A 24,546-nucleotide genomic window follows, 5' to 3' on the forward strand; every position below is an offset into this window, starting at 1 on the left:
TACTACGACACATTGCTCAGGAGCTCAAATAACGGTCCTGGTACTCATTGCGCAGCGCCACGTACCACGGCTCCTGGATCGGCCACCACCACAGGTTGGCGAGGTCCTGCTCGGTATAGGAGTCGGTGAAGAACTGGCGCGTCTCGTCGGGCAGCAGCTCGGTGGCTCCCTTGGAGGTGGAGTTGTAGCCGGTCGCCTTGACGAACAGGGCGCCCGCCTCCGGCGTGTAGTACCAGTTGATCAGCTCGTAGACGGCGTCCGGGTTCTGGGCGTTCTTGGGAATCACGAAGCCTTCCATCCACGCCAACGCTCCCTCCTTCGGCGCGCCATAGGCGATGTCCTCGCCCTCCTGCTGCAGGCGGAAGGCGGTGGAGTCCCAGGTCTGGCCGATAATGGCGCCATTGGTGCGGAAGGCCGCCTGGGCGTCGTTCTCGGTATCCCAGAACTGCACCAGCATGTGCTTGTGCTTGACCGCCTCCTCAAGGATGACATCGAAGTTGGCGCGCATGGCCTCCTCGCTCTTGTAGGAGTCGAGCAGCGGGTGCGGCAACCTGCCCTCGCGCTCCAGCCACAGGCCGATGCCCACCAGCGCCGAATGACCTCGTACGGTCACGCCCTGGCCATGTTCCGGGTTCCACAGATCGGCGTAGCTGAGGTTGGCGCGATCGACCTTGGCGTCGCGGCGGTTCCAGGTGATCGCCTCGGTGCCCCAGTCGCTGGGCGCGAAGTAGCGCTTGCCATCGACCACGCCGCCCACCTCGGAGCCATCGATGGCGCTGTCGAGCGCCCCGGACCAGTTGATGCGCGACTCGTCCAGCGGCTGCACCAGGTCGTAGTCCAGGTAGCCCGGCACCCGGTCCACCGTAGGCATGATCACGTCGAAGCCGGTGCCGTCGGTGGCCCGCAGCGAGTTCATCAGCTCATCGTTGGTGCCGTAAGGAGTGAAGGTCGCACGGATGCCGGTCTTCTCGGTGAAGTCGGCCAGCATCTCGTCGGTGAAGTAGCCCGCCCAGGCATAGATGCGCAGGGTCTGCTCCTGGGCCAATACCTTGTTGATATAGAACGACGGCACGGTGGCGGCAGCGCCGGCAGCCAGGGTGCCTTTGAGGAAACGGCGACGTGTGAACGACATGACGGGTTCTCCATGAGGGTCTTGCACAGAGTGACAGGGATCAGCGGGACCTGGCCCCCGACCCTTATCGCGCGACTCCATGACGATGGGATGAACATTGAATGACCGTTCAATCCTCGTGTAACAAAGAGTAGCAGGCCCTCAGGAAAAGTCCGTTCGCGCTTTCAACGCTTTTTCGCCCATAGCGCGGCGTCAGCTAGCTTGCAAAGATTGCCTAGCTTGCCTGGATGGCCACCTTCAGCACGCCATCGCGCTGGTGCGAGAAGAGATCGTAAGCCTCGACGATGTCTTCCAGCGCATAGCGGTGGGTCACCATGTGGCCGAGATCCAACCGCCCGGTCTCGATCACCTGCATCAGGCGACGCATGCGCTCCTTGCCGCCCGGGCACAGCGAGGTGACGATCTTGTGGTCGCCGAGCCCGGCGCAGAACGCACCCAGCGGTATGGTCAGGTCGCCGGAGTAGACACCCAGGCTCGACAGGGTGCCGCCCGGCTTGACCACCCGCAGCGCCGCCTCGAAGGTCGATTGCAGGCCGAGTGCCTCGATGGAGGCGTCCACGCCCCGGCCGCCGGTCAGGCGCAGGATCTCCTCGACCACGTCGACCTTGCGGAAGTCCAGGGTAATGTCCGCCCCCATCTGCTTGGCCATCTCGAGGCGCTCGTCGACGCCATCCACCGCGATGATCAAGCCGGCCCCGCGCAGCCTGGCCCCGGCCGTAGCGCACAGGCCGATCGGCCCCTGGGCGAATACCGCCACGCTGTCACCGATCCTGATGCCCGCCGATTCGGCGCCGGCAAAACCGGTCGACATGATGTCGGGACACATCAGCACCTGCTCGTCGCTGAGCCCATCGGGCACCGGGGCCAAGTTGGCCTGGGCATCGGGTACCAGCAGGTACTCGGCCTGGGCACCATCGATGGTGTTGCCGAAGCGCCAGCCACCCATCGGCTTGTAGCCGTGGGAGTGGTGGCCGCCGTCCTGGGCACTGCAGCCGTCCTGGCAGGCATAGGAGGTAAAGCTGGGACAGATGGCACCGGCGATGACCCGCTGCCCTTCCTGGTAACCCTGCACATTGGCGCCCAGCTTCTCGATCACGCCCACCGGCTCGTGACCAATCGTCAGCCCCCTTTCGACCGGGTATTCGCCCTTGAGAATGTGCACGTCGGTACCGCAGATGGTGGTGGTCGTGACGCGGACCAGGGCGTCGTTGGGGCCGATATCCGGGACGGGCTTGTCGTCGATCTCGATACGGCCCGGCTCGACGAATATTGCCGCTTTCATCATGGCAGGCATGGCGTGGCTTCCTGTTGTCGTCTGATTGGCAAAGATGACTTCCTACGGAAACTATCGGTCACGGCCCGCCTAGGCACCTTGACACAGATCAAGGCAACCCAGACGACCGCCACGCCCCCTATTCACACTAACGCGCGCCTACCGACGGATGACCATGGCCAGCCGCTGGTTGATTTCATCAACGCTCGAACGACAGGAAAGTGCCAGACTGACGATTGACCAGGCGAACCGAGGAGACACCCATGACGACACATACCGGCCTGTCCGCCGAGGCCGCGGTGCTGGAACAGCTGGAAAGCTGGACGGCCGCGGTGCGTGCCAACGATATCGACGCCATCGTCGCCCACTACGCCCCAGATATCGTCGCCTTCGATGCGGTGACGAAGCTGCAATTCAAGGGTGCGGCGGCCTACCGCGACCACTGGCAAACGTGCATGGAGATGTGCCCGGGGCCGATGGTCTTCGAGCTGCATGAGGTGGCGATCCATGCCGATGGCCAGGTGGCCTTCTGCCATGCCCTGCATCGCTGCGGTGGCACCAACGCCAAGGGTGAGACCCAGGTAGGCTGGTTACGCATGACCAGCGGCTACCGGCGCATCGAGGGCCAATGGAAGGTGGTGCACGAGCACTTTTCCGTCCCTTTCGACATGCAAAGCGGCAAGGTGCTGTTCGACCTCGAGCCCTGAGGCCCGAGTCGAACGAGACTCGGCCTACATCACCGGCACGCCGGTAACCCACACATGCAGATGGAAGGCGAACAGGTAGTAGGCGATCAGCCCGCCCACGATAGTGATGGCGGTTCCGGCCAGACGTGGCGCCACCGGTGGTGCGGGCTGGCGACGCCGGGCAGCACGGAAGTCGAGCACGGCCCAGAGCAGGAAGGCGCCGAAGAAGACGATGTCGCCGAGGCGACCGTTGGCCAGCAGGTGGGCAAAGGCCCACACCTTGACCGCCAGCACCATGGGGTGGCCCAGCTTGGCCTTGATATGGTTGCTGGGAACGTAAGCCGCCACCAACATGATGAAGGCCGGGATCATCAGTAGTGCCACTGCGTGACGCAACCCCACCGGCGGGAACCATACCCAGGTGGGATCGAGCCGCATGCGCCCATAGCCCCAGATGGCCAGCGCCAGCCCGGCGATGGAAACGACCGAGAACAGCACCTTCCAGCGCATCTCGCCCAGGCGCTGGATCTGTTCGTTGCGCCAGTCGTCGGCCACGATGCGTACGGAGTGGGTACCCAGGAAGAGCACGAGCCCCAGAATCATTACGAGCATGACACCGTCTCCATCAGCAGGAATTGAACGAATCGCAGCCAAGCCTACTCACTTGGTGTGTTCAGCGCCAGCGATGGCACGAAGCCTTGTCGCCACCCGGAGACCTCGATGACCGACGACGCCCCTCCCTTGCCCGATGTCCTGGCCGGCCCCCTGCTGCGGCGCCTGACGGCCAATCGCCTGGTCATGTGGCTGGTAGCCTCGCGCCCTCTCGAATTCACGCTCATGCTGCACCCCGAAGGCCACCCACCGCGGCGCCTGGTGCTGGGCGACGAACGCCTGCGGCGGCTTCCGGTGGGGCGTCATGCCTGGCTGCACCTGATCGACGTTTCCCTGGCCACGCCGCTACCCACCGGCACGCTCGTCGACTACGACCTCAAGCTACAGGGCAAGTCCGGTAAGCGCGGCATCGCCGACTGGGCGCCGCACCTGTTGCATGAGGGCGCGAGCTATCCGAGCTTCGTGCTGGGCAAGCGCCACCACCGGCTGCTGCACGGCTCCTGCCGCAAACCGCACCACGACGGCCCCGACGGCCTGGTGTGCGCCGATGCCTGGCTCGCCGAGCGACGCCGGGAACCGCAGGAGTGGCCGGCCTGGCTCTTGCTGACCGGCGATCAGGTCTATGCCGATGACGTGGCCGGCCCCATGCTGGTCGCCATCCATGCCCTGATCGCAAGGCTGGGCCTGTTCGACGAAACGCTGGAGGGCGCCACGGTACCCGACAGCCAGGCGCTCTATCGCGACGAGGCCACCTACTACCGGCGCGAAGCGCTGCTACCGGACACCGAGAGCGGCGCCGCCCTGCGCGAGCGCTTCTTCGGCGGCGTGCGCAAGCCGGTGTTCACCACGGCCAACGCGCACAACCACTTGATCACCTTCGCCGAGGTCATGGCCATGTACCTGTTGGCCTGGTCGCCGGTGCCGTGGCGTCTGATCGAAACGAGCCCTCCCCTACTCGACAGCGAGAACCATCAGCGCTTCCTGGCCGAGCAGGCCATCATCGAGCGCTTCTTGGAAGGCCTGCCCGCCTGTGCTCGCCTGCTCGCTCATCTGCCCACGCTGATGATCTTCGACGATCACGACGTGACCGACGACTGGAACCTGACCGCCGATTGGGAGCAGGTCGCCTATGGCCACCCCTTCTCGCGGCGCATCATCGGCAATGCCCTGCTGGCCTACCTGCTCTGCCAAGGCTGGGGCAACGACCCCGACCGCCTGGCCGAACTCACCACGCTCAGCGAGACATTGATGGAGCAGGCCCGGCAGCAGGAGGGGCGGCTCCCGGCGCAGGAGCACGACGCCCTGCTGCAGCGGCTGCTGCGCTTCCAGGGTTGGGAGTATCGCATTCCGGGCTCGCCTCCCCTGCTGGTGCTGGATACCCGTACGCGGCGCTGGCGCAGCGAGCGCCACCCGACCCGCCCTTCGGGCCTGATGGATTGGGAGGCGCTGATCGAGCTACAGGAGGCCATGCTCGATGCCCCCTCGGCCATCATCGTCTCGCCTGCCCCCATGTTCGGCGTCAAGCTCATCGAGGCCGTGCAGCGGCTCTTCGTCCTGATCGGCAAGCCGCTGATGGTGGATGCCGAGAACTGGATGGCCCATCGCGGCGCCGCGAATGTCATGCTCAACATCTTTCGTCATTCGCGCACGCCGGGTAATTACGTGGTTCTCTCCGGCGACGTGCATTATTCCTTCGCCTACGACATTCAGCTGCGGCACCGTGAAGAAGGCCCACGGCTATGGCAGATTACCTCCAGTGGCATCAAGAACGCTTTTCCCATTACTTTGCTGGACTGGTTCGACCGGCTCAATCGCTGGCTCTATGCCCCGCTCTCGCCGCTCAACTGGTTCACCAAGCGCCGCCGGCTGGCGATACATCCACGCGACCCTGACCGTGCCAAGGCCGGGGAACGGCTCTGGAACGGCTGTGGCCTCGGCCTGGTCGATTTCGACGACGCAGGACGCCCGCAGGCGATCCGCCACCTCGATGCCCGGGGCTACGAAGTCGGCTTCCCGCCCGTTCGGGAGCAATAGAGCGAATGGTCTTAATGACTATACGAGGCCATGCAGAGGATAGGCCTACCTGCCGTGGCCGTTGATGGGCCTGGCGCATACGCGGTATCGGCCCCGTAGCTTACCAGGCGTACTCGAGCTGCATGGCGACCAGGTGGGCAGTGGGCATTCCATAGCGTTCGCCGATCTCCACAAGCGTGTCGTCCAGCGCCGCGGCTGAGGGGCCCATCATCGATTGCAGCGTCTCGGTTGCATCCGTGTCCTGCACAGCCTCTATGACCAGCCCCCGCCGGGATCGAACCCATCGCTTGGCGGGGTGCGTTGCCACGACGCTGGAGCGAAACGTGCGGGACCAGGCGTCGGCGCTCAGTGCCAGGGCGATCTCATCGACACCATCCTCGACCGGCAATTCGAGACGCTCATGATTCCAGAAGGTCATCGCATTACGGGCGATGGTCAGCATCATTTCGAATGACAGGCCGAAGGCGTCTGAATCATGGCTGACACCGAAGTCCGGCATGCCGAGGTCGAGTGCAAGGCGGTCGGCCTGGGCCGCTCCTGCCACCGCCTCGACCAGCGCTAGAGAAACGGGAATGGAAGCCGACACCCCGGTGGTCGTCACCAGGCGGCCATCGACCACGAAGCGGCGGTCGCGTATCCAGGTCGTATCCTTGAATCGCCGGCCAAGCTTGCCCATCGAAAACCAGTGCCCGGTCGCCAACTTGCCTTGCAGCAGCCCGGCATGGGCCAGCGTCAGAACACCATCGCAGACCCCGACGATGACGGCACCGGACTCCGCCTGCCGCTGCAACCATTGGATGGCTTCAGGATCGTCGGGGCGATGCAGCGCCGGTACGATGACGATATCGGCTCCCTCCGGTCGCTCTGCGTCGAACTCCTCCGCCGTCTGATCCAACTGCACCGCCAATGCAGGATGCAACTGCACAGGGCCTGGCCGTGTGGAGACCGACACCACCTCCATCTTGCCCGACTCCCTCAATACGCCGTAGGGAACCATGAAATCCGTCGTTTCAGTGCCGTCGTTGGCAGCCAGGACAGCCACCAGGTGGCGGTCTCGCGCCCCCTTGGGTGCCGGCAGTTCCAAAGCGTGATGCTCGAGCAGACGCACCGAACCCGGGTTGCCGTACCGCCAGCCCACTACGGCGATCATGGCAAGAATCAACATGGCCAGACCAACCAGCCTCGTGACGTAACGTATGGGCATCAGGGCATCTCCAGTAAGCGTTGCGCTAATGCTGCGTCATGCCCAACTCTGGCGTAAATGACAAAGTCATCGCAAAATACGCCAATGCACCCTTCATCATCAGCGATACCCCATACCGTTGCCCTGATCGGCTTCGATGGCATCCAGGCGCTCGACCTGGTCGGCCCCATGGAGGTATTCAGCAAGGCCAATACCCACTGCCCTGCGGCGACGCCCGCCTATCGGGTTCTGCTGGCCTCCCCATGCGGCGGAGACATCGTCTCCAATGCGGGTTTACGCATCGCCGGGACGCTGCCCCTGGCGTCGCTGCCATCACTGGACACCCTGATCGTCGCCGGGGGAAGTGAAGAAGGATTGCGCCATGTCGCGGCAGAGACCGACCTGCTTGCATGGCTTCAAGAGCGCGCCCCCAGAACCCGGCGCGTGGCCAGCGTCTGTACCGGCGCCTTCGTGCTCGCGGCAGCCGGGCTGCTGCGCGGTCGAAGGGCGGCAACACACTGGTCGGCATGCGACACGCTGCAGCAGATGTGGCCCGACATCAGGGTGGACCATGGCGCCATCTACACGGCCGAACCGCCTTACTACACCTCCGCCGGAGTTACCACGGGCCTCGATCTCTGCCTCTCCCTGGTAGAAGCCGACTGTGGGTCGCAGGTGGCCCTTGGCGTGGCTCGCGATCTGGTCCTGTTCATGCGCCGGCCGGGTTCGCAGGCTCAATTCAGCGCCGCACTGCAGGCCCAGGCCGCCGCAGGTTCTCGTCTATCGCCCCTGATCACCGCGATCATCGAAGACCCAACCGGTGACCTGAGCGTGCCGGCGCTGGCGGCGCGCATCAACATGAGCGAACGCACCTTCGTACGCCGCTTTCGCGAGGAGATCGGCGAAACGCCCGCTCAATTCGTCAAGCAGGCGCGGGTCGACCGCGCCAAGACACTGCTGGAAACTTCCCGCTGGCCTCTGGCCCGAATCGCCGAACACTCGGGTTTTGCCAGCCTGGATAGCCTGCACCGCACCTTCCACAAGCTGGTGGGCGTCACGCCTTCCGCCTATCGCAGCTACTTCGGCACGCCCGGTCAGGTTGATGAGGAAGGCTAAGCCCCCGCAACCGGCCGCGCCAATGGATGATAGGCCGGCCCCTCGATCACCTCGCCGTCGGTATCGAAGCGGCTGCCGTGGCAGGGGCAATCCCAGGTCGATTCGCTGGCATTCCAGTGCACGATGCACTTCATGTGCGGACACACCGCGGAGAGCAACTTGAGTTCACCGGCTTCGGTGCGATGGATGGCGAGCTTCTCGCCATCCACGGTGGCGACCCGGCCTTGCCCTGGCGCGATGACATCGAAGGTATCCAGCTTCTCGGTACCCAGGTAATCCTTGACCATGTGCTTGGTCACGGTGACGTTTTCCCGCGCGTACTGCAGCGCTGACTTGCCCGGCGTGATGCGGCGGGCACCGAAGCGTGCCTGCCAGGGATTGTCGCGTTCGAGGATCTGGTCGGCGATGATCGTGCCGGCCAGCGTGCCCCATACCAGGCCATCGGCGGCGAAACCGGTGGCCATGTAGAGATTGCCGTGGCCGTGCATGCGGCCGATGTAGGGCAGCCCATCCGGTGAACCGTACTGCTGGGCAGACCACTGATGCGTGAACGCCTCGATATCGAAATGGCTCTCGAGGTAGGCACGCAGCTTCTGGTAGTAGTCCTCGTGATGCTCCCCGGTCTTGTGCTTCTCGCCAATCACCATCAGGTATCGCTCATCGCCGTGCCGATAACTGCGCAGCGAGTGGAAGGGATCGAGAACCCAGATGATGCCTTCGGGATACTCGCCGCTGCGCAGCGTGGCGCTGACCGCATATTCACGCGATACCAGCATGCCCGCCTGCACCAGGCTGATGCCCTTGGGCGTATGGGTCGCCTGCACGATGTGCTTCGCGGCAATGCTGGCCTCATTGGTTCTGACCAGCCCCTTGCTCGCGTCGATCTCGCGCACCGGGCTGTGCTGATGGATCACCACGCCTTCGTCGAGCAGTCGGCTGGCCAAGCCCTGGACGTAGTGCAGCGGGTTGAACTGGGCCTGGTGGGCATTACGGACGCCCCAGCTGTCGAAGGGTAGCCCGGGGCCATCCGACAACTCGGCATCGAGCCCAGCGCTGACCAGGGCGTCGAGTTCGTCGTTCAGGTCGTGCTGGGCCTGTTGGCGATCCTCGCTCAGCAGCCGGTAGACCGGCTGACGCTGGAACTGGCAGTCAATCGCGTGCCGCGAGACCAGTGCCTCGATGTGATCGATCGCCTCGTCCCTGGCCCGAACCACCTCGGCCGCCACCTGGTCGCCCCATTTGTGGCGTAGAGAAGCCTGCCCCGAGGCCAGCGTGGCGTAGAGATTGCCGGTGGAACCCCCCGTTGCACCGGCCCCCACCGTGGCCGCCTCCAGCACCATGACCCGCTGCCCTGCCTCGGCCAGGGCCATGGCGGCAGTAAGCCCAGTGATGCCCGCTCCGACGATGGCAACGTCCACCTCGGCCTCTTCGGTGAGAGGAGGATGCTCGGCCACGCCGCGACTACCCAGCGTCCAGATCGATTTCATAACGACTCCTTCCGTTGGCAAGACATCCGTCTGCCCACAGTTATAGAAGCCAAGGAGAAGCTGCGCTATTGCACATTACGACTGCGCGGTCCAGTGCAAGGCCGACGGGGCTGCAGGGCCCATGACAAGAGGCGACCGGCTCCGCTTTCACTCCCATACATATCGTTTCGATCATGCAAAGAACGCCTGGACAGGTGGCTGCTACGTTAGAGAAGCCGTGAAGGAAAGAAGGACCTGAACCTAGCCAGAGGAGGAACCTCATCATGGTCATGAAGAACGCTCAAGATCTATTCGTACGCCTGCTATCGGAAACCAACAGCGCCGAAAAGCAGATCACTCGTGCGCTGCCCAAGATGGCTCGCGCGGCCGATAACGAGAAGCTGGTCGAGGCCTTCCAGCATCATCTCGAAGAGACACAAGGCCAGTTGGAACGCATCGAGCAGGCCGCCGATTCCATCCCCGACATTCGCGTGAAGCGCATCAAGAGCCATGCGATGGAGAGCCTGATCCAAGAGGGAGAGGAGTTGATCGACTCCACCGAGAAGGGCCCGGTGCGTGATGCCGGCCTGATCGCCGCAGCCCAGAAGGTGGAACACTTCGAGATTGCCTCCTATGGCACCCTGTGCGAGCTGGCCGAGCAGTTGGGTTACACCAAGGCCAAGGAGCTACTCGCCGAGACACTGAAGGAGGAGAAATCCACCGACGACAAGCTGAGCAAGTTGGCCAAGCAGGACGTCAACAAGCGGGCAGGCTAAATTCCTGCGTTCCTCGCGGCAGGCCGATCAGCGGCCTGCCGCAATCCGGCTTCACGCTCAGGCATAAGACGAAAAAAACGGAAAGAGAAACATTTCTCATAGCGAGAATCCGGCACTTACAGAAATAACTGTTTTATCGTCGTGGGTAGTTGGCAGAGCCACTGCCAGATGGTGCCGGGTGCCGTCGAGCGGCACCCGGACCTCTCCTTCTTCGCAGCCTATGACGTTTCCATCCAGTTGGGCCTGTGCGGTAACGAGACGGTCCTTGGGCATCTGTTCCACATGAATGGTGTAATGGGTAGCAGCCACTTCGATGGTCGCCTCGAAACCCGGCCAGGCGGCTGGCAGGCAAGGCGCGACGACCAGAAAGTCACCTTCGCGGCGAATACCCAGGATGCCTTCGAGCCCCGCCCGATACATCCAGCCGGCAGCCCCCGTGTACCAGGTCCAGCCGCCCCTCCCGTCATGCGGGGCGACGGAATAGACATCGGCAGCGACGACATAGGGCTCGACTTTATAGCGCGATGCCTCCTCCAATGTTCGGGCATGGTTGATGGGGTTGAGCATCGAGAACAGGTCGGCGGCTTTATCGCCCTCTCCCAGCTTTGTAAACGCCAGGATGGCCCACATCGCGGCATGACTGTATTGGCCGCCATTCTCCCGAAGCCCCGGAGGGTAGCCGCTGATATAACCCGGATCGCGTTCGGGCTGGTCGAAGGGGGGCCAGAACAACAGGGCAAGCCCGGGATCCTCCCGAAGCAATTCGCGCTCCAGCGAGCGCATGGCGGTTGCGGCCCGTTGAGGGTTTGCCGCACCGGACAGTACCGCCCACGATTGCGCAATCGAGTCGATACGGCATTCCTCGCTCTCCTGGGTGCCGAGCCAACTGCCGTCGTCGTAGGTCGCCCGCCGATACCATTGGCCGTCCCAGGCGTACTGTTCGAGCGACTCGTGCAGCGAGGCTGCACGCGCCCGCCAGCGGCTGGCACGGGCATCTTCCGCGCTGCGCTGTTCGGCGAGCGGAATGAACATGTCCAGAGTACGTGCCAGCAGCCAGCCCAGCCATACGCTTTCCCCCTTGCCCGCTTCACCGACCCGGTTCATGCCATCGTTCCAGTCGCCGCCGCCGATCAGCGGCAGGCCATGCTCGCCCGTCAGCGCCAGGCACTGGTCCAGGCCGCGGGCGCAATGCTCGTAGAGCGAGGCGATTTCGTCAGCGACCATGGGTTGAAAGAAGGCATCGTGCTCGCCGTCACCGAGCAAGGCGCCTTCCAGGAAGCTCACCGGCTCGTCCAGTACGGCGGCATCACCCGAGGTGGCGATGTAGAGGGCGCTGGCATAGGCCAGCCAGACCCGGTCGTCGGAAATGCGGGTCCGCACGCCCTGGCCGGAATGAGGCAGCCACCAGTGCTGCACATCCCCTTCGACGAACTGTCGCGAAGCGGCGCGTAGCAGGTGGTGCCGGGTCGTCTCGGGACTGGCAAAGGTCAGGGCCATGCCGTCCTGCAGTTGATCGCGAAAGCCGTAGGCACCACTGGCCTGGTAGAAGGCGGAACGGGCCGTGATGCGACAGGCGATGGTCTGATAGAGCAGCCAGCCGTTGAGCATGACGTCCATGGCACGGTCGGGGGTGGAGACCTGCACGGCGCCAAGCTGCTTCTGCCAGTAGGCCGTGACCTTGGCGAGCTCGGCGTCAAGATCGGCCTCGCGATAGCGGATGATGAGGTCTCTGGCTTCGTCGTCGGAGCGGCCCTGCCCGATGAACGCGACAACCTCTATCGTCTCACCCACCGCCAGCTCGACGGTGCACTGCAAGGCCGTGCAGGGATCCAGGCCCGCCCCGGTGGTACCGGAAAAAGGTGTGCGGCCGGCCAGGCCGGCGGGTGCCGCATGGCTGCCACCGTGGCCGAGGAATTCAGCGCGATCCGCTGTCCAGGCCGTTTGCCGGCCGCCCAGGTCGGCGAAGGCGACGCGTCCGGGAAATGCCATGTTCCAGGGATTGTGTACCAGCATTGCCCCGCTACCCTCATCCCGGTGCGTTATCAGGAACGGACCTGACGAACTTCGCGACAGGCCAAGCGACCATTCCACGTAAGCGGTAACGGACAGCCGACGGGGTCGCCCCGAGCGGTTCTCGAGGGTCAAACGCGAAATGCGGATAGGATCGTCGAGCGGCACGAAATGCACGAGGCCGAGTGCGATACCCTGTGCCTCGTGCTCGAAGCGGCTATAGCCGAAGCCGTGCCGGGCGACATAACGCCCCTCGTCACGCACCGGTAGTGCCGTGGCCGTCCACACCGCCAGGGTCTCTTCGTCACGCACGTAGATCGCCTCACCGCTGGGGTCCATGACGGCGTCGTTCGACCACGGGGTAAGCGGGTTTTCGCGGCTGTTGTCGGCCCATAGGTAGCCGCTGCCCTCGGCCGAGACCTGGAAACCGAACCCTGAGTTGGCAATCACGTTGAGCCAGGGAGCCGGCGTGGAGCGCCCGGCCTCGAGTATGGTCACATACTCCCTACCCTGCTTGTCGAAGCCCCCCAGGCCATTGAAGAATTCGAGAGCCGGCGGAGTCTCAGCGCCCGGCGCCTCATCTACCGTGTCGCGCGGCACCACCTCCCTTGGGGCCGGGGCGGGTGGCGGATGGTGAAGCGCGGGGGGGATCAGCGCAAGCTGGTCGGCAATCGGCCCGCGGTGTGCCACCAGCGCCACCCGCGCCACGGACTGCAGCAGAACACGTGCATCGAGACTCATCAGATCGGCGCGCAAGGTGATGACCGAACCCTGGGCATGGCCCTCGTGGATGCGTGGCCGCGGCTGGCTGCTGTGCACCGCCGTCTCGATGGCCTGCTGGAGGTCCTGCACATAGGAGGAGGCACGCTCGTTGACGATCACCAGGTCGACACCGAGACGTTTCATGCGCCAGTACTCGTGAGCGCGCAGCAGTTGGCGAACCTGAGCCATGTCATCGGTCGAATCGATGCGCAGCAGGACGATCGGCAGATCGCCGGATATGGCATGCGGCCACAGTGCCGACTGCGGGCCCGCACCGCGCGCAATGGCCTCACGCGAGGCCCTGAAGCGGGCGTCGGCATACAGGATGGGGGCGGCCAGGCGCTGGAAGTCCGCCGCCTCATCGGGCGTGACGGCCAAGTGCCGGAGCTGGACTTGTGCCTGGGTCCAGGCCAGTGTCTTGGCCCGCTCGAAGGCGCTGCGATCGTGATGCTTGTCGATCAGGTCCAGCAGCGCCTCGCGCGAGCCTGCCACGACGGTCCAGAAGGCGATACGGGCCACTTTGCCGGGGGCGACCTGGAGGCGATGGCGTAGCGAAAAGATCGGATCGAGCACCGTGCCGGTGGTATTCGTCAGCGGCTGTTCTCCGCTCAGGGCAGCGGCTGTTGTCACCGTGCGCCCCCGACCGATGAAGCGGGCGCGATCGGTCTCATATTGCGCTTCGCCCAGGGTCTCGCCTTCCACGACGGCGAAATGGGCGGCCCAGGTCTCTGCCTCGTCCGGTCCACGCCGGCGTCGGGTGGCGATCAGCGCACCGAACTCCTCGAGGTACTCGGTGACCACGAACAGCTTCGCAAAGGCGGGGTGGGCATTGTCGGTGGCCGGCGCGGTCAGCACCAGTTCCGAGTAGGAGGTCACGTCGATATCCCGCACCCGCCGTCCGCTGTTGGTCAACGACACGCGCCGCACCTCGCTGTCGTCCTCGCCCGAGACAAGGACGTCGAGGTGGGTGACCAGGTCGCCATGGCAATGCGTGAAGCGAGCATAATCCTCGGCAAAGAGCACCTCGTGGCGGCCCTTCTCGACCACCCTGCCTTCACCGGGCATGGGGCCGCTGGCCGACCAGACCTCGGTCATGCGCCTGTCGCGCAAGAAGATGAAGCTGCCCCAGTGATCGCGGGTCGCATCCTCTTGCCAGCGGCTGATGGCGATATGCCGCCAGCGGCTGTAGCCCGCTCCCCTCGCCGTCAACATGACCGAGTAGCGCCCGTTCGATAGCAGATGGGTCATTGGCGCGCCTTCGGCCGTTGCCGTGATACGCCGAACCGCATGGCTCTCGTTGAGCGTCTCGCTCGGCGCCGACTTGACCTCCTCGGCACGAGGGTGAGCGATGGCTGCGTCACGCGGGAGGCGTTCCTGCAGCAAGAGTTCGCTGGCCTGAATGATCGGCTCACGATGGAAGCGTTCACGCATGCGGCCGTCATGCAGGGTATTGGCGATGCCCACGATGGTCATGCCCTGATGGTGCGCCATGAAGCTACGCACGATAGCGACCTCTTTTCCCGCCGGAACGCGCGAGCGAGTGAAGTCGAGCGCCTCGTAGAAGCCATGGCGGCCCAGTGCCCCCAGGTCAGCTAGCCGAGTGAAGTTGCGATGCGCGCCGGATGGATCGACCATCGTCGCCAGGCCAGTGGCATAGGGGGCCACCACCAGGTCGGCAGAGAGGCCACGCTTCAAGCCCAGGCCGGGCACGCCGAAATTGGAATACTGGTAGGTAAATTCCATATCGCGGGCGTTGTATGCGGATTCTGAGAGCCCCCAGGGGACGCCCAGCGAAGCGGCATACGCCATCTGGCGCTTGACCACCAGGCGGTTGCTTTGCTCGAGGAGACTGCCCGCGGGGGCGCGCATCACCAGCGACGGCATCAGGTACTCGAACATCGAGCCCGACCAGGAAATCAGCGCCGAGCCGTGATCCAGCGGCGTGGCCGTACGCCCGAGGCGGAACCAGTGGCGCGTGGGGACATCGCCCTTGGCAATCGCCAGCAGGCTGGCCAGCCGCGCTTCGGAGGCGAGCAGGTCGTAGCAACTGCTGTCGAGGGTGTTGTCTTCCATGGAATAACCGATCGACAGCAACTGACGCTCGGCAACGAGCAGGAAGCCGAACTCCATCTCCAGTGCCATGCGTCGCGCCGTGTCGGCGATCTGCCTGAAGCGGGCCCGGAGCCGGTCTCGGGGATCGCTCTTGGCGAGCTGCTTGCGGTCGCGGCAATGCTCGTCGACCGACGTGTGCAAGGCCCCCACCCAGAACAGCACCTCTTCGACCCAGGGAGCTTCGCGGTTTTTCAGGGCCCCTTGGGCCATGCCCGCGGTACGGTCACTGAGTCGTTTCAGCCCCGGTAACCACGCCTCGTGATCGGGATCGCCCTGCAAGTGCGCCGCTATATCACCCAGGCCAGCCTCGAGCGATGTGACCTCCGCGCCTTGCGCCATGGGCGCCGCCTCGAGGGCCACGTGCACCAGGTGCACGTGGTCTGCGATTCCCGGGCGAGGGTCGAACGACAGGTCGGCTTCCAACCACATTTCGCAGGCGTTGGCGACGACCAGCAGGTGGCCCGCCAGGTTGCCGCTGTCGACCGAGGAGACGTACTGGGGGTCCAGCGGGCGAAGATCCTCGGTGTCATACCAATTGAAGAAATGCCCCCGATAGCGCGGCAGGGTCTGCATGACGCCCAGCGTGGCCTCGAGACGCTCTGCGCCAGTCAAGGCGCCCAGCCAACCGAAATCACGAGCGGCCAGAACCGAGAGAAGATAAAGCCCCATGTTGGTCGGGGAGGTACGCCGGGCAATGACGGGTCGAGGCGTTTCCTGGAAATTGTCCGGCGGCAGCCAATTGTCGCGAGCCGTGACGAACGTTTCGAAGAAGCGCCAGGTGCGCCGAGCGATCAGCCGCAGTTCACGCGCCTCGGCTACCGACAGCGAGTGTTGCGGCGCGAGACTCCGCGGCCGGCTGATCCACGCGGCGATAGCCGGCGCGGCCAACCAGAGCAGCGCCAAGGGCAGCACTACTGGCCAGGCCCCAGGTGCATGGCTCACGGTGCCCAACGACACCACTAGAGCCAGCGTGGTCCCCGGCGCCATGCTCCGGTAAAAGCCCGTCAACGTCAGTCGCGGGCGCCCCGTCGACTGAGCGGCGGTCGTCCACTCGAGCAGGTGGCGGCGTGTGATCGCTACGCGTACCAGGGTCCTGACGATGGCATCCAGCATTCTCCAGGTCTGGTCGGGAAGCAACGCGACCCACAGCAGCGTCTGGGCCGATGCCAGCTTCAGCTCGATAATCCACTGGTGGAAATAGTGAGGCCAGTTGACGCCCGCCCGAGCCGGAACCAGCGATATCAAGAGGGGCAACAGCGTGGGGGCGGCAATGGCCGTGATGACGAACAGCGTGCCTGCCAGAGCCGCCTGCAGCGGCAATAGCCAACTGACGACGAGACACGCCAGCAGCAGCGGCGTCAGTAGCGAGCGGCGCATGTTACCCAGCAGCTTCAGACGCCCGGTCCAGGGCATCTCCCGCGCGAAAACCCATGGCACCAATTGCCAGTCTCCACGGGTCCAGCGATGCTGGCGCTTGGCGGCGACATCGTAGCGGGAGGGGAACTCCTCGATGACCTCCACATCCGAGGCGAGACCGGCACGAGCGAAAACCCCTTCGAACAGATCGTGGCTGAGTACGCTGTTTTCCGGGATGCGTCCGCTGAGTGAGGCTTCGAACGCATCGATATCGTAGATGCCCTTGCCGGCGAAAGAGCCCTCGCCGAGAAGATCCTGATACAGGTCGGAAATGGTCGCGGCATAGGGATCGATGCCCCCGGGCGCGGAAAAAAGGCGTTGATAGAGCGAGCCTTGTTGACCCAACGGCAGCGAGGGCGTGACACGCGGCTGGAGAATGGCGTAGCCCTCCATGACACGCTGGTGGCGTTCATCGAACCTGGGTCGGTTCAGCGGGTGTGCCATCTTGCCGATGAGCCGGCTGGCCGACCCACGGGGCAGGCGAGTATCGGCATCCAGCGTGATGACGTAGCGCACGTCGTTCGGCAGAGCGGCTGGATTCAGGAAGGTGGTATCGCGGGCGCCACGGAGCAGGCGGTTGAGTTCATGCAGCTTGCCGCGTTTGCGCTCCCACCCCATCCAGCAGTTTTCGCTGCGATTGAACACCCTCCGGCGATGCAAGAGAAAGAAACGCGCGCCACCGTCACTGGCGCCATAGCGGCGGTTCAGTTTGTCGACTGCCATACCGGCGGCGACCAGCAGCGGGGCATCCTCGGCGATATCTTCGTGCTGGGCATCGACCCCATCGGTCAGCAGAGCGTATACGATGGCGCCGCCACCGCTGGCCAGGTGATGGACCTCCAGCCGTTCGATCTGCTCCTGCAGGTCGGCCTCACTGGTCAGCAGCGTCGGTACGGCGACCAGTGTACGAAGTGAGGACGGAACCCCTTCGGAGAGATCCAGGCTCGGCAGGGGCTTCGCACTGACGGTGAAAATGATGAGACGGTTGACCAGCAGCGTAGCCACTTCGGTGGCGGGCAGCAGCCCCAATAGTCCCAGTAACGACAGCCACCCCAGGGGGAACTCACCTGCGGAAAGCGACAGCGACCATAACGCCCCGGTTACCAGCGCCAGCAACCCAACCGTGACGAGCGCAATCAGGCCGACGTAACCGCTCATCCCATATGTCAGAAAGGCCTGCCGCAAGCGCTCGCGGGGCGAAGGTCGAAAGCCGATCGCTTGCTCCAGCGAAGGCCGGCCCGACGCAATCAGGAAATAGCCGGGGTCGCCCAGCCGGGCGGCCTCGACGGGGTCTGCAGCGTTCGCCATGGCCTCACGCGCCGCGGCCAGGGCATATTCCACGACTTCCAGTTCCTCATGCCTTGAACCCCGGGCCAGCTGTTCTACGGCACTGCGGTAACTATTGCGAGTCGGGAAATCCAGCGTCGTGAAGGGGCTGCCTTGGTTCAGCCGCGCGTCGACCAGGCTGACGCTCTCGAAAAGTTCCGCCCAGTCGATACTCGATACCAAGCGCATGCTGGTAATGACGTTGCGCACGGTGACGTTGGCAGCACCCTGGCGCTGCTGAGCCTGCTGAACCATGTCATCGATGGAGTCGCCCTGGGCAGCGACGCGCTCCTCCAACCAGCCCACCATGGGGTTGGCTCGCGAATCCAGCCCTCGCAAACGCTTCGCCAGTTGGGCAACGAAAGGCGCTGCCAATGGCTTCGTGTTACGCGGCGGCGTACCGTCATCCAGGTTGGAGCGATGGCCCTCGGGAGCGAGCCAGCGAGTGGCCAGCGAGTCAGCCTCGTTGCGCGCCGCCTGCTCACTGACGATCTGGTCGGCAAGGCGCCGCAGGTTCTCGACAAGTACGATGCGCAGGGTAATCGCTACCGCCCATAGCTCACCGATACTCAACGGCTGAACGCGTTGATAGGCGGCAATGAAGCCTTGCAGGTTATCGGGATCGAGGTGACTGTCGGTATGGGCGACGAAGGCCCAGGCCAGGCCGAAGACGCGGGGATAGCCGGCAAAGGGGCCTTCGGCCAGTTTCGGTAGCTGTCGATAATAACCGGGAGGCAGGTCGCCGCGGATCTCGCGGATCTGGGCTTCGATGATGTGGTAATTGTCCAGCAGCCAGGCCGCGGCGGGAACGATATCGCGCCCCTCGGCCACCTCTGCGGCGCTGGCGCGATAGGCCTTCAGCAGAACCGTCGCATTGTCATCGAGCCTCCTTGCCAACGGCAAGACCCGAGGGGGCTGGTCAGTGACACGCTGAGCCAGCGCAAGGCTGCCGGCATGCTGATCGAGCCGTTCGACACTGAACAGCTCTTCCCGTACCGGGGCGGTATCATTCCAGGGTGATGCCGAGGTAAGCGCCCAGAAAGAAATGCGATGAATAAAGGCCACAAGCACTATCCTGGTCGATGCGCGTTGCCCACTGGGGCAGGCGATATGTCACTACCAGGATCATGCGAAAAAACCAGGCACTTGTCGGTTCGCCAGCGCACCGAACTTGTGGACAGGTTGGGGCAATATTGTCGGGTCGCCGTCATGCATTTTGCGGATAGCGTCACCGAGGTCACCCACATGGAAAACCTTCGCAATCCGACAGCCAGCTCCCGTGCCCCGTGGGGCTTACGTCTCGCCATCCCGCGTCGCCCCGACCACGAACCGATCGATTTCGGTACGTTCAAGTACGCTCACATCGCCCCCTGCGCTAACCGGAGCGTGTCATTGCAAGCGGCTCGTGGAGACGACGAGCTCATGAGCATGGACCCCAACCTGACCCAATCCTGAAGGATCTGGCGGGCCCATGCCCGCCCTTTCCTCATGGCCATATCCGTATTGCTCCTACTGGGCAGGGCGCGCAGCTCGCCAAGCCGTCGTTGTATTGCTATGGGTTAGGGAAGACAGCTTCAGGGAGGCAGCCCCGTGACCCAGCATGAAAGAACCGTGATGGCCTTCGACGACCAGGGCCGCGAATACATGATCGACATGTTCGTCAGCGTCCGCGACCTAAGCGAGATGCAGCATGCCGGGGCCACGCGAGGCTCAACCAGCTTTCGCACCCACGACGGCCACGACGTGACCTACCTGGGCAACGGTGAGTTCATGATCATGGTGCCCGGCGAGGAAGGTGGCGTGACCGTCAGGACCGATGACTCGGAGTTCGTTTGAGACGCCTGCCAAGCACGGCGTGTGTGGCAGGCGACAAGGGTTGACAAGTCTGTTCCTTTAATAGAACGTTCGTTAAAAGGAACAGATCGAGGCCACCCAGATTGGACAAGCTTTCACTCGGCACCCTGGGCCAGCACCTGCAGACCCTGCGCCAGGCGCAAGGCTGGTCGCTGTCGCAGCTGGCTGCCGCCGCCGGCATCGCCAAGTCGAACCTGTCGCGCCTGGAGCAGGGCAACGGCAACCCTACACTGGATACCATCTGGCGCCTGGCGGTGCAGTTGAAGGTGCCCTTCGGCACCCTCGTGGCGCCTATCGCCGTGCCCTTGGGCGAGGATGGCGTGGAGGTACGCCTGCTCGACCAGGGCAAGGACCGCCCCCAGGTCGACGCCTACTGGATGCGCTGTGCGCCGCATACCTTGCGCCTTGCCGAACCCCACACTCCTGGCGCCCGGGAATCGCTCACCCTGATCAGCGGCACACTGGAGGCCGGCCCGGAAGGCGACACCCGCACCCTCTCGGCCGGCGATACCTTCTGCTTCGCTGCCGACCGCCCCCACCTTTATCGCACCGAGGACACCTGGGCCACGCTGTTGCTCAGCGTCGTCTATCACGAGGAGCCAACGCCATGAGCCTGCAAGTGGCCTCCTCGTCGGCCCGCCCTTGGTTGACCGGGATGAGCGAGGCCATCCCACTGCTCGGCGGCTATGTTCCGGTGGCCATCTCCTTCGGGCTGATCGCTACCCAAGCCGGCTTCAGCGCATGGGAAGCCATCGCGATATCAGCACTGATCTATGCCGGCGCCTCGCAATTCCTCTTTGTCGGCATGGTGGCCGCCGGAGCACCGCTATGGCTGGTGGTGGCCATGACGCTGCTGATCAACCTGCGCCATGTGGTCTACGCCCCCAACCTGGCCCCCTGGCTGACGTCCAGCCGCCTCTGGCCCTGGCTGATGCACGGCCTCACCGATCAGGTCTTCGCCCTGGCCCACGCCCGCCTGCCCCGGTTGCCCGCTGCACAGCGCCTCGGCTGGTTCGGCGGCGCCGCCCTGCTGGCTTGGGCGAGCTGGATCGGTGGCACGGCCCTGGGCGCGTTTGCCGGCGGCGAACTGGTTGCCCGCTGGGCCCTGATGGGTGAGATCCTGCCCTTCGCCCTGCCCGCGCTCTTCCTGGTACTGGTGGCGCCCCGCTTCACCTCCCGGCGCTGGGGCCTGGCCCTCGGCCTGACCATCCTGGTCGCCCTGACGCTGACCGTGACGGGCCTGACCAACCTGGCGATTCCCCTTGCCGCCGCCTGCGGTGCCCTGTGCTTCCAGGCCGTCAAGTTCGGCCACAGCCAGAAAAGAGAACACGCGCCAGGAGAACGCCATGAGTAGCGCCCTGTGGATAGCCGTTCTCGCCTCGGCGCTGGGTACCCTGCTGATACGCGTGCTGCCGCTGTTCTGGATGCAGCGCCGTCTCGAGCGGCAAGGCGACGGCGACAGCCTGGAGGCGATGCCCCAGTGGCTGAGCCTGCTCGGCCCGGTGATGATCGCCGCCGTGTTCGGGGTATCGCTGATGCCAGTAACGCCCAGCGCCACCTCCTGGCTGGCCACCCTCATCGGCGTTCTGGCGACCCTGGTCGTGTGGTGGTACAAGCGCACCCTGGGCTGGCCGGTGGCAGCTGGCGTGGCGACCTACGGAGCGGTGGTGATGCTGGCGGGCACTGTTACTCTTCTCATGTAGCCAAGACGGTGCCAGCTTTTGCCATGGAGAGCGCCATGACCGACATCGCCCAGCCCCCTGGTACCGGCAAGCGCCGACGCCATGCCGTGGCCCGCTGCACAGGACCACTAACCCTGCTGCTGACCCTACTGCTGACGGCCGCATCGGCGGCAGCCAGTTGCCCCGAACCATCCAGCACCGACCTCGCCGCCATCAAGGGCGTTGGCGAGCGTACGGCCCTGCCATCCGACCAGGAGGTGGTCGCCGATGGCGTGGTGACCGGAGCGTTCCTCGGCCGCGAAGGGCTCAATGGTTTCTATCTGCAGCAGGTGACCGAGCATGGCCCAGTCGGCCTGTTCGTCTACATGCCCACGGCAACATCGAGCGACGCGGCGCTCATCACCCCCGGGCGGCACCTGCAGCTCCACGCCAGCACCGGCGAGTACCGTGGCCAGATCCAGCTGCACCGAGTCGAGCGGATCGAGACCTGCGCCCGCGACCAACTGCCCGAGCCACTTGCGGTTGACTGGCCGCTCAGCGAAGAGCAGCTGTCACGCAAGGAGGGGCTGCTTCTGACGTTTCCGCAGACGCTGACTGTCACCGGCAACTACGAGCTCGCCCGCTACGGCTCCCTGAGACTGGCCGCCACCCGCCTGTTCCGCCCCACGAACACACCCGGCGAGCCCCAGCAGCGGGACATCCTCGAGCTGGACGACGGCAGCTACCGCGCCTTCCCGACCCCCATTCCCTATCTGGATGCCGATGGCAGCCGCCGCGTCGGCAGCAGCGTCCAGGGGCTGACCGGGATACTGACCCACGCCTTCGACGCCTACCGCCTGCACCCGACCCTGGAGCCACACTTCGAGGACGCCAACCCGCGCCCGGGGCCGCTGCCCGAGCCGGGAGAGCGGCTGCGGGTGGCGACCTTCAACGTCGAGAACTACTTCCTCACCCTCGGCCAGCGCGGCGCCGCGAACGCCACCGAGCTGGAGCGCCAGCGGGCCAAGCTTGCCGCTGCCGTCGAGGGCTTGCAGGCCGACATCCTGGCCCTGGTGGAGGTAGAGAACGACCCGCGCGCCCTGGCCGACCTGGTCGAGCAGCTCAGCGAGCGAACCGGGATCCGCTACCGTGCGGTCGGTGGAGATGCCAACCGCGGCTCTGATGCCATCAAGCTCGCCCTGATCTATCGGCCGGACCGGGTAGAGGCCGTGAGCGAGCTCTATGCCGACGACGACCCCACCCATCACCGGCCGCCGCTGGCGGCCTTCTTCCGCAGCCTGGACGGCGGCCCGGCCTTCGGCGTGGTGACCGCCCACTTCAAATCCAAGAGCGGCTGCCCGCCGCGGGGCGATATCGACCGCGGCCAGGGCTGCTGGAACCAGCGCCGGGTGGAGCAGGCACAGGCCATGAACGGCTTTCTCGACCGCCTCGCTGCCGCCGAGGGGCACGAGCGCCTGCTGCTGATCGGCGACCTCAACGCCTACGGCGCCGAGGACCCGATCCGCACCCTGACCCACGCAGGCCTGGTCAATCTGATCGCCCGAGAGCTGCCGCCGGAGCGCCGCTATAGCTATGTGTTCCGCGGTGAGTCGGGTTACTTGGATCATGCCCTGGCCAGCTCCGAGCTGGCCACGGCAGTGGCAGAAGTCCACCCGTGGCATATCAATGCCGACGAGCCTGCTTTCCTCGGCTACGACGGGCCGGACAACGCAGCGCCTCACTTCCGCCCCGACCCTTTCCGCTCCTCGGATCACGATCCGATCGTGGTCGACCTGGAGTGGCGTTAGCAGGGAGCCGCTTGAGGCTCGATGATGGGGGCGCTGATCGACATCGTGGACGCCCGCATCATCTCAAGGGGATCAGCGACGCCGACGTCCCAGATCGATGTCGTCGCGGTTGGTGGCCGCCCCGATGGCAGCGCCCAGGCCGCCTCCGATCACCGCCCCCTTGGTCATGCTGCCGCCGGTCATGGCCGCGGTGCCGGCGCCGGCGGCCGCTCCCAGGCCAGCGCCACTCAGCGCTCGCTCGCCGGTGGTAGTGCCGCAGCCAGTGAGTCCCAGGGCCAGCACGCCGGTCAACAGTCCGATAGATAGCATTCGCATATCATTTTCCCTCCCAACAGGGTCAATCGTGATCAAGCATCCAGTTTGATGTCTTCGGCAACCAGGCGACCGCCCCGGTCTTCGATATCCGCTCGACGCCTTGGCCCGGGCGCAAGTCGTCGAAACCGCACAGCGCAGTATCGAAATCTCGTGCCATGGGGAGTTCCCCGGCTGCCGATGCGCTGTATACCTTATACAGCCCCAGAAGGAAGGCGGTTCATTGACCGGGTAATGATCCACACTCTTTGAGAAATTCAGGCACCCGAGTATCAAGATGGCGACAGGTAGGGCTGAACCGCAGCGGAGGAGAGATTTAAAGCGGCACTCCTATTGCCAACACAGGAACACAACATTGGCCCTTCGGACTATCTGATTCATCAAGACGACATCATATTAATTCTGATAATGGGTGTACTTTTTCGCACTTTCTTTACTTGGTCGGAGGGATGTTTCTCCGGCCCATGGCCATTGCTCACATAGCAAAAAGCCGCCGATCATGGATCGGCGGCCTGAATCTTGCGTCGGCGCGGCCCGTAGGCCTAAGGCTTACTTGGCCTTGGAGGCGGTTTCCTTGACCGACTTGGGAGCGGACGCTGTGTCAGTCTCGCTCTCGCTGGCCGACTTGAGGCCTTGCTGGGCCTGCTTGACGCTATCTTCGGTCAGCTTCTGGCTTTGCTGCACGAAGTCCTGCTGCAGGGCCACGACCTTGCCGGCATCGCCCTTCAGGCGCTCGGTCAAGTCTTTGGCAACGGCCTGCTGGCCTTCCAGGTAGCTCTTCAGGCCCTCGGCATCCTTGACCTCGGACAGGCTACGCAGTTGCGCCAGGGTAGTGTCGCTATACGCCTTGGCAGCCTCGAGCTGGGCATTGACCAGCTTCTCGGTGTAGTCGATGGACAAAGCAGTGAAGGCGCGAGCCGGGGCGAAGAACACGGACTCAAGCTGGGCGGTGTCAAACTGCTTGGTATCGAATGCGAATGCGTTGCTCATGATAGGAACCTCCGGGG

18 protein-coding genes are annotated in these 24,546 nt (G+C 64.5%); 9 read left to right on the forward strand and 9 right to left on the reverse strand.

From position 1 onward, the window contains the following. Positions 1-16: 16 nt before the first annotated feature. Positions 17-1,132: an extracellular solute-binding protein gene (locus ACUY1T_RS14765; RefSeq protein WP_446024061.1), complete on the reverse strand. Its 1,116-nt coding sequence runs from the start codon at positions 1,130-1,132 to the stop codon at positions 17-19. Positions 1,133-1,346: 214 nt separating this feature from the next. Continuing rightward, entirely contained in the window at positions 1,347-2,426 is a 1,080-nt protein-coding gene (locus ACUY1T_RS14770) for an NAD(P)-dependent alcohol dehydrogenase (protein WP_446024063.1), read from the reverse strand. Between the two features lie 242 nt (positions 2,427-2,668). Between ACUY1T_RS14770 and ACUY1T_RS14775 the strand changes: the two genes are divergently transcribed. Beyond that, positions 2,669-3,112, forward strand: a complete 444-nt coding sequence (locus tag ACUY1T_RS14775; protein ID WP_446024065.1) for a YybH family protein — start codon at positions 2,669-2,671, stop codon at positions 3,110-3,112. Between the two features lie 24 nt (positions 3,113-3,136). Here ACUY1T_RS14775 and ACUY1T_RS14780 read toward each other — a convergent pair whose 3' ends face one another. Next, a complete protein-coding gene (locus ACUY1T_RS14780; protein WP_446024067.1) occupies positions 3,137-3,703 on the reverse strand; it encodes an NnrU family protein in 567 nt (188 codons plus the stop codon). Positions 3,704-3,811: 108 nt separating this feature from the next. On the opposite strand from ACUY1T_RS14780, the gene ACUY1T_RS14785 reads away from it, so the two are divergent. Then, on the forward strand, positions 3,812-5,737 hold the full coding sequence (locus ACUY1T_RS14785; protein WP_446024069.1) for an alkaline phosphatase family protein: 1,926 nt from the start codon (positions 3,812-3,814) through the stop codon (positions 5,735-5,737). Between the two features lie 100 nt (positions 5,738-5,837). Here ACUY1T_RS14785 and ACUY1T_RS14790 read toward each other — a convergent pair whose 3' ends face one another. Next, the gene (locus tag ACUY1T_RS14790) at positions 5,838-6,941 is read right to left on the reverse strand and encodes a DJ-1/PfpI family protein (RefSeq protein ID WP_446024071.1); all 1,104 of its coding nucleotides are present in this window, start codon (positions 6,939-6,941) and stop codon (positions 5,838-5,840) included. A gap of 84 nt (positions 6,942-7,025) precedes the next feature. Here ACUY1T_RS14790 and ACUY1T_RS14795 point away from each other — a divergent pair, with 84 nt between their 5' ends. After that, positions 7,026-8,036: a GlxA family transcriptional regulator gene (locus ACUY1T_RS14795; RefSeq protein WP_446024072.1), complete on the forward strand. Its 1,011-nt coding sequence runs from the start codon at positions 7,026-7,028 to the stop codon at positions 8,034-8,036. On the opposite strand, the gene ACUY1T_RS14800 is transcribed toward ACUY1T_RS14795, so the two are convergent. Then, entirely contained in the window at positions 8,033-9,523 is a 1,491-nt protein-coding gene (locus tag ACUY1T_RS14800) for an FAD-dependent oxidoreductase (RefSeq protein ID WP_446024074.1), read from the reverse strand. The genes ACUY1T_RS14795 and ACUY1T_RS14800 overlap by 4 nt on opposite strands. A gap of 269 nt (positions 9,524-9,792) precedes the next feature. Here ACUY1T_RS14800 and ACUY1T_RS14805 point away from each other — a divergent pair, with 269 nt between their 5' ends. Beyond that, the gene (locus ACUY1T_RS14805) at positions 9,793-10,278 is read left to right on the forward strand and encodes a YciE/YciF ferroxidase family protein (RefSeq protein WP_446024076.1); all 486 of its coding nucleotides are present in this window, start codon (positions 9,793-9,795) and stop codon (positions 10,276-10,278) included. Positions 10,279-10,374: 96 nt separating this feature from the next. Here ACUY1T_RS14805 and ACUY1T_RS14810 read toward each other — a convergent pair whose 3' ends face one another. Further along, positions 10,375-18,969 carry a GH36-type glycosyl hydrolase domain-containing protein gene (locus tag ACUY1T_RS14810; protein ID WP_446024078.1) on the reverse strand — a complete coding sequence of 2,865 codons (8,595 nt, stop codon included), beginning with the start codon at positions 18,967-18,969 and terminating at the stop codon, positions 10,375-10,377. A gap of 525 nt (positions 18,970-19,494) precedes the next feature. Between ACUY1T_RS14810 and ACUY1T_RS14815 the strand changes: the two genes are divergently transcribed. From ACUY1T_RS14815 to ACUY1T_RS14835, 5 genes are all read left to right on the forward strand, one after another. Continuing rightward, on the forward strand, positions 19,495-19,740 hold the full coding sequence (locus ACUY1T_RS14815; RefSeq protein ID WP_446024079.1) for a hypothetical protein: 246 nt from the start codon (positions 19,495-19,497) through the stop codon (positions 19,738-19,740). A gap of 101 nt (positions 19,741-19,841) precedes the next feature. After that, positions 19,842-20,369 (forward strand): helix-turn-helix domain-containing protein, encoded by a 528-nt coding sequence (locus ACUY1T_RS14820; RefSeq protein ID WP_446024081.1) that lies wholly within the window; start codon positions 19,842-19,844, stop codon positions 20,367-20,369. Then, a complete protein-coding gene (locus tag ACUY1T_RS14825; protein WP_446024083.1) occupies positions 20,366-21,112 on the forward strand; it encodes an AzlC family ABC transporter permease in 747 nt (248 codons plus the stop codon). The genes ACUY1T_RS14820 and ACUY1T_RS14825 overlap by 4 nt, the downstream gene beginning before the upstream one ends. Next, positions 21,105-21,461, forward strand: coding sequence for an AzlD domain-containing protein (locus ACUY1T_RS14830; RefSeq protein WP_446024084.1), 357 nt, complete (start codon positions 21,105-21,107; stop codon positions 21,459-21,461). Before ACUY1T_RS14825 ends, ACUY1T_RS14830 begins: the two co-directional genes overlap by 8 nt. 35 nt (positions 21,462-21,496) lie before the next feature. Beyond that, positions 21,497-23,227 carry an ExeM/NucH family extracellular endonuclease gene (locus ACUY1T_RS14835; RefSeq protein ID WP_446024086.1) on the forward strand — a complete coding sequence of 577 codons (1,731 nt, stop codon included), beginning with the start codon at positions 21,497-21,499 and terminating at the stop codon, positions 23,225-23,227. 72 nt (positions 23,228-23,299) lie between these two features. Here ACUY1T_RS14835 and ACUY1T_RS14840 read toward each other — a convergent pair whose 3' ends face one another. The 3 genes from ACUY1T_RS14840 to ACUY1T_RS14850 all read right to left on the reverse strand — a co-directional run bounded on the left by ACUY1T_RS14840 (position 23,300) and on the right by ACUY1T_RS14850 (position 24,529). Next, complete coding sequence (locus ACUY1T_RS14840; protein ID WP_446024332.1) at positions 23,300-23,536, reverse strand: hypothetical protein; 237 nt, start codon at positions 23,534-23,536, stop codon at positions 23,300-23,302. A 28-nt stretch (positions 23,537-23,564) separates the two neighbouring features. Beyond that, complete coding sequence (locus ACUY1T_RS14845) at positions 23,565-23,699, reverse strand: hypothetical protein (protein WP_446024088.1); 135 nt, start codon at positions 23,697-23,699, stop codon at positions 23,565-23,567. A gap of 389 nt (positions 23,700-24,088) precedes the next feature. Further along, a complete protein-coding gene (locus tag ACUY1T_RS14850) occupies positions 24,089-24,529 on the reverse strand; it encodes a phasin family protein (protein WP_446024090.1) in 441 nt (146 codons plus the stop codon). Positions 24,530-24,546: the final 17 nt, after the last annotated feature.

The sequence above is a fragment of the Billgrantia sp. Q4P2 genome (assembly GCF_052806135.1).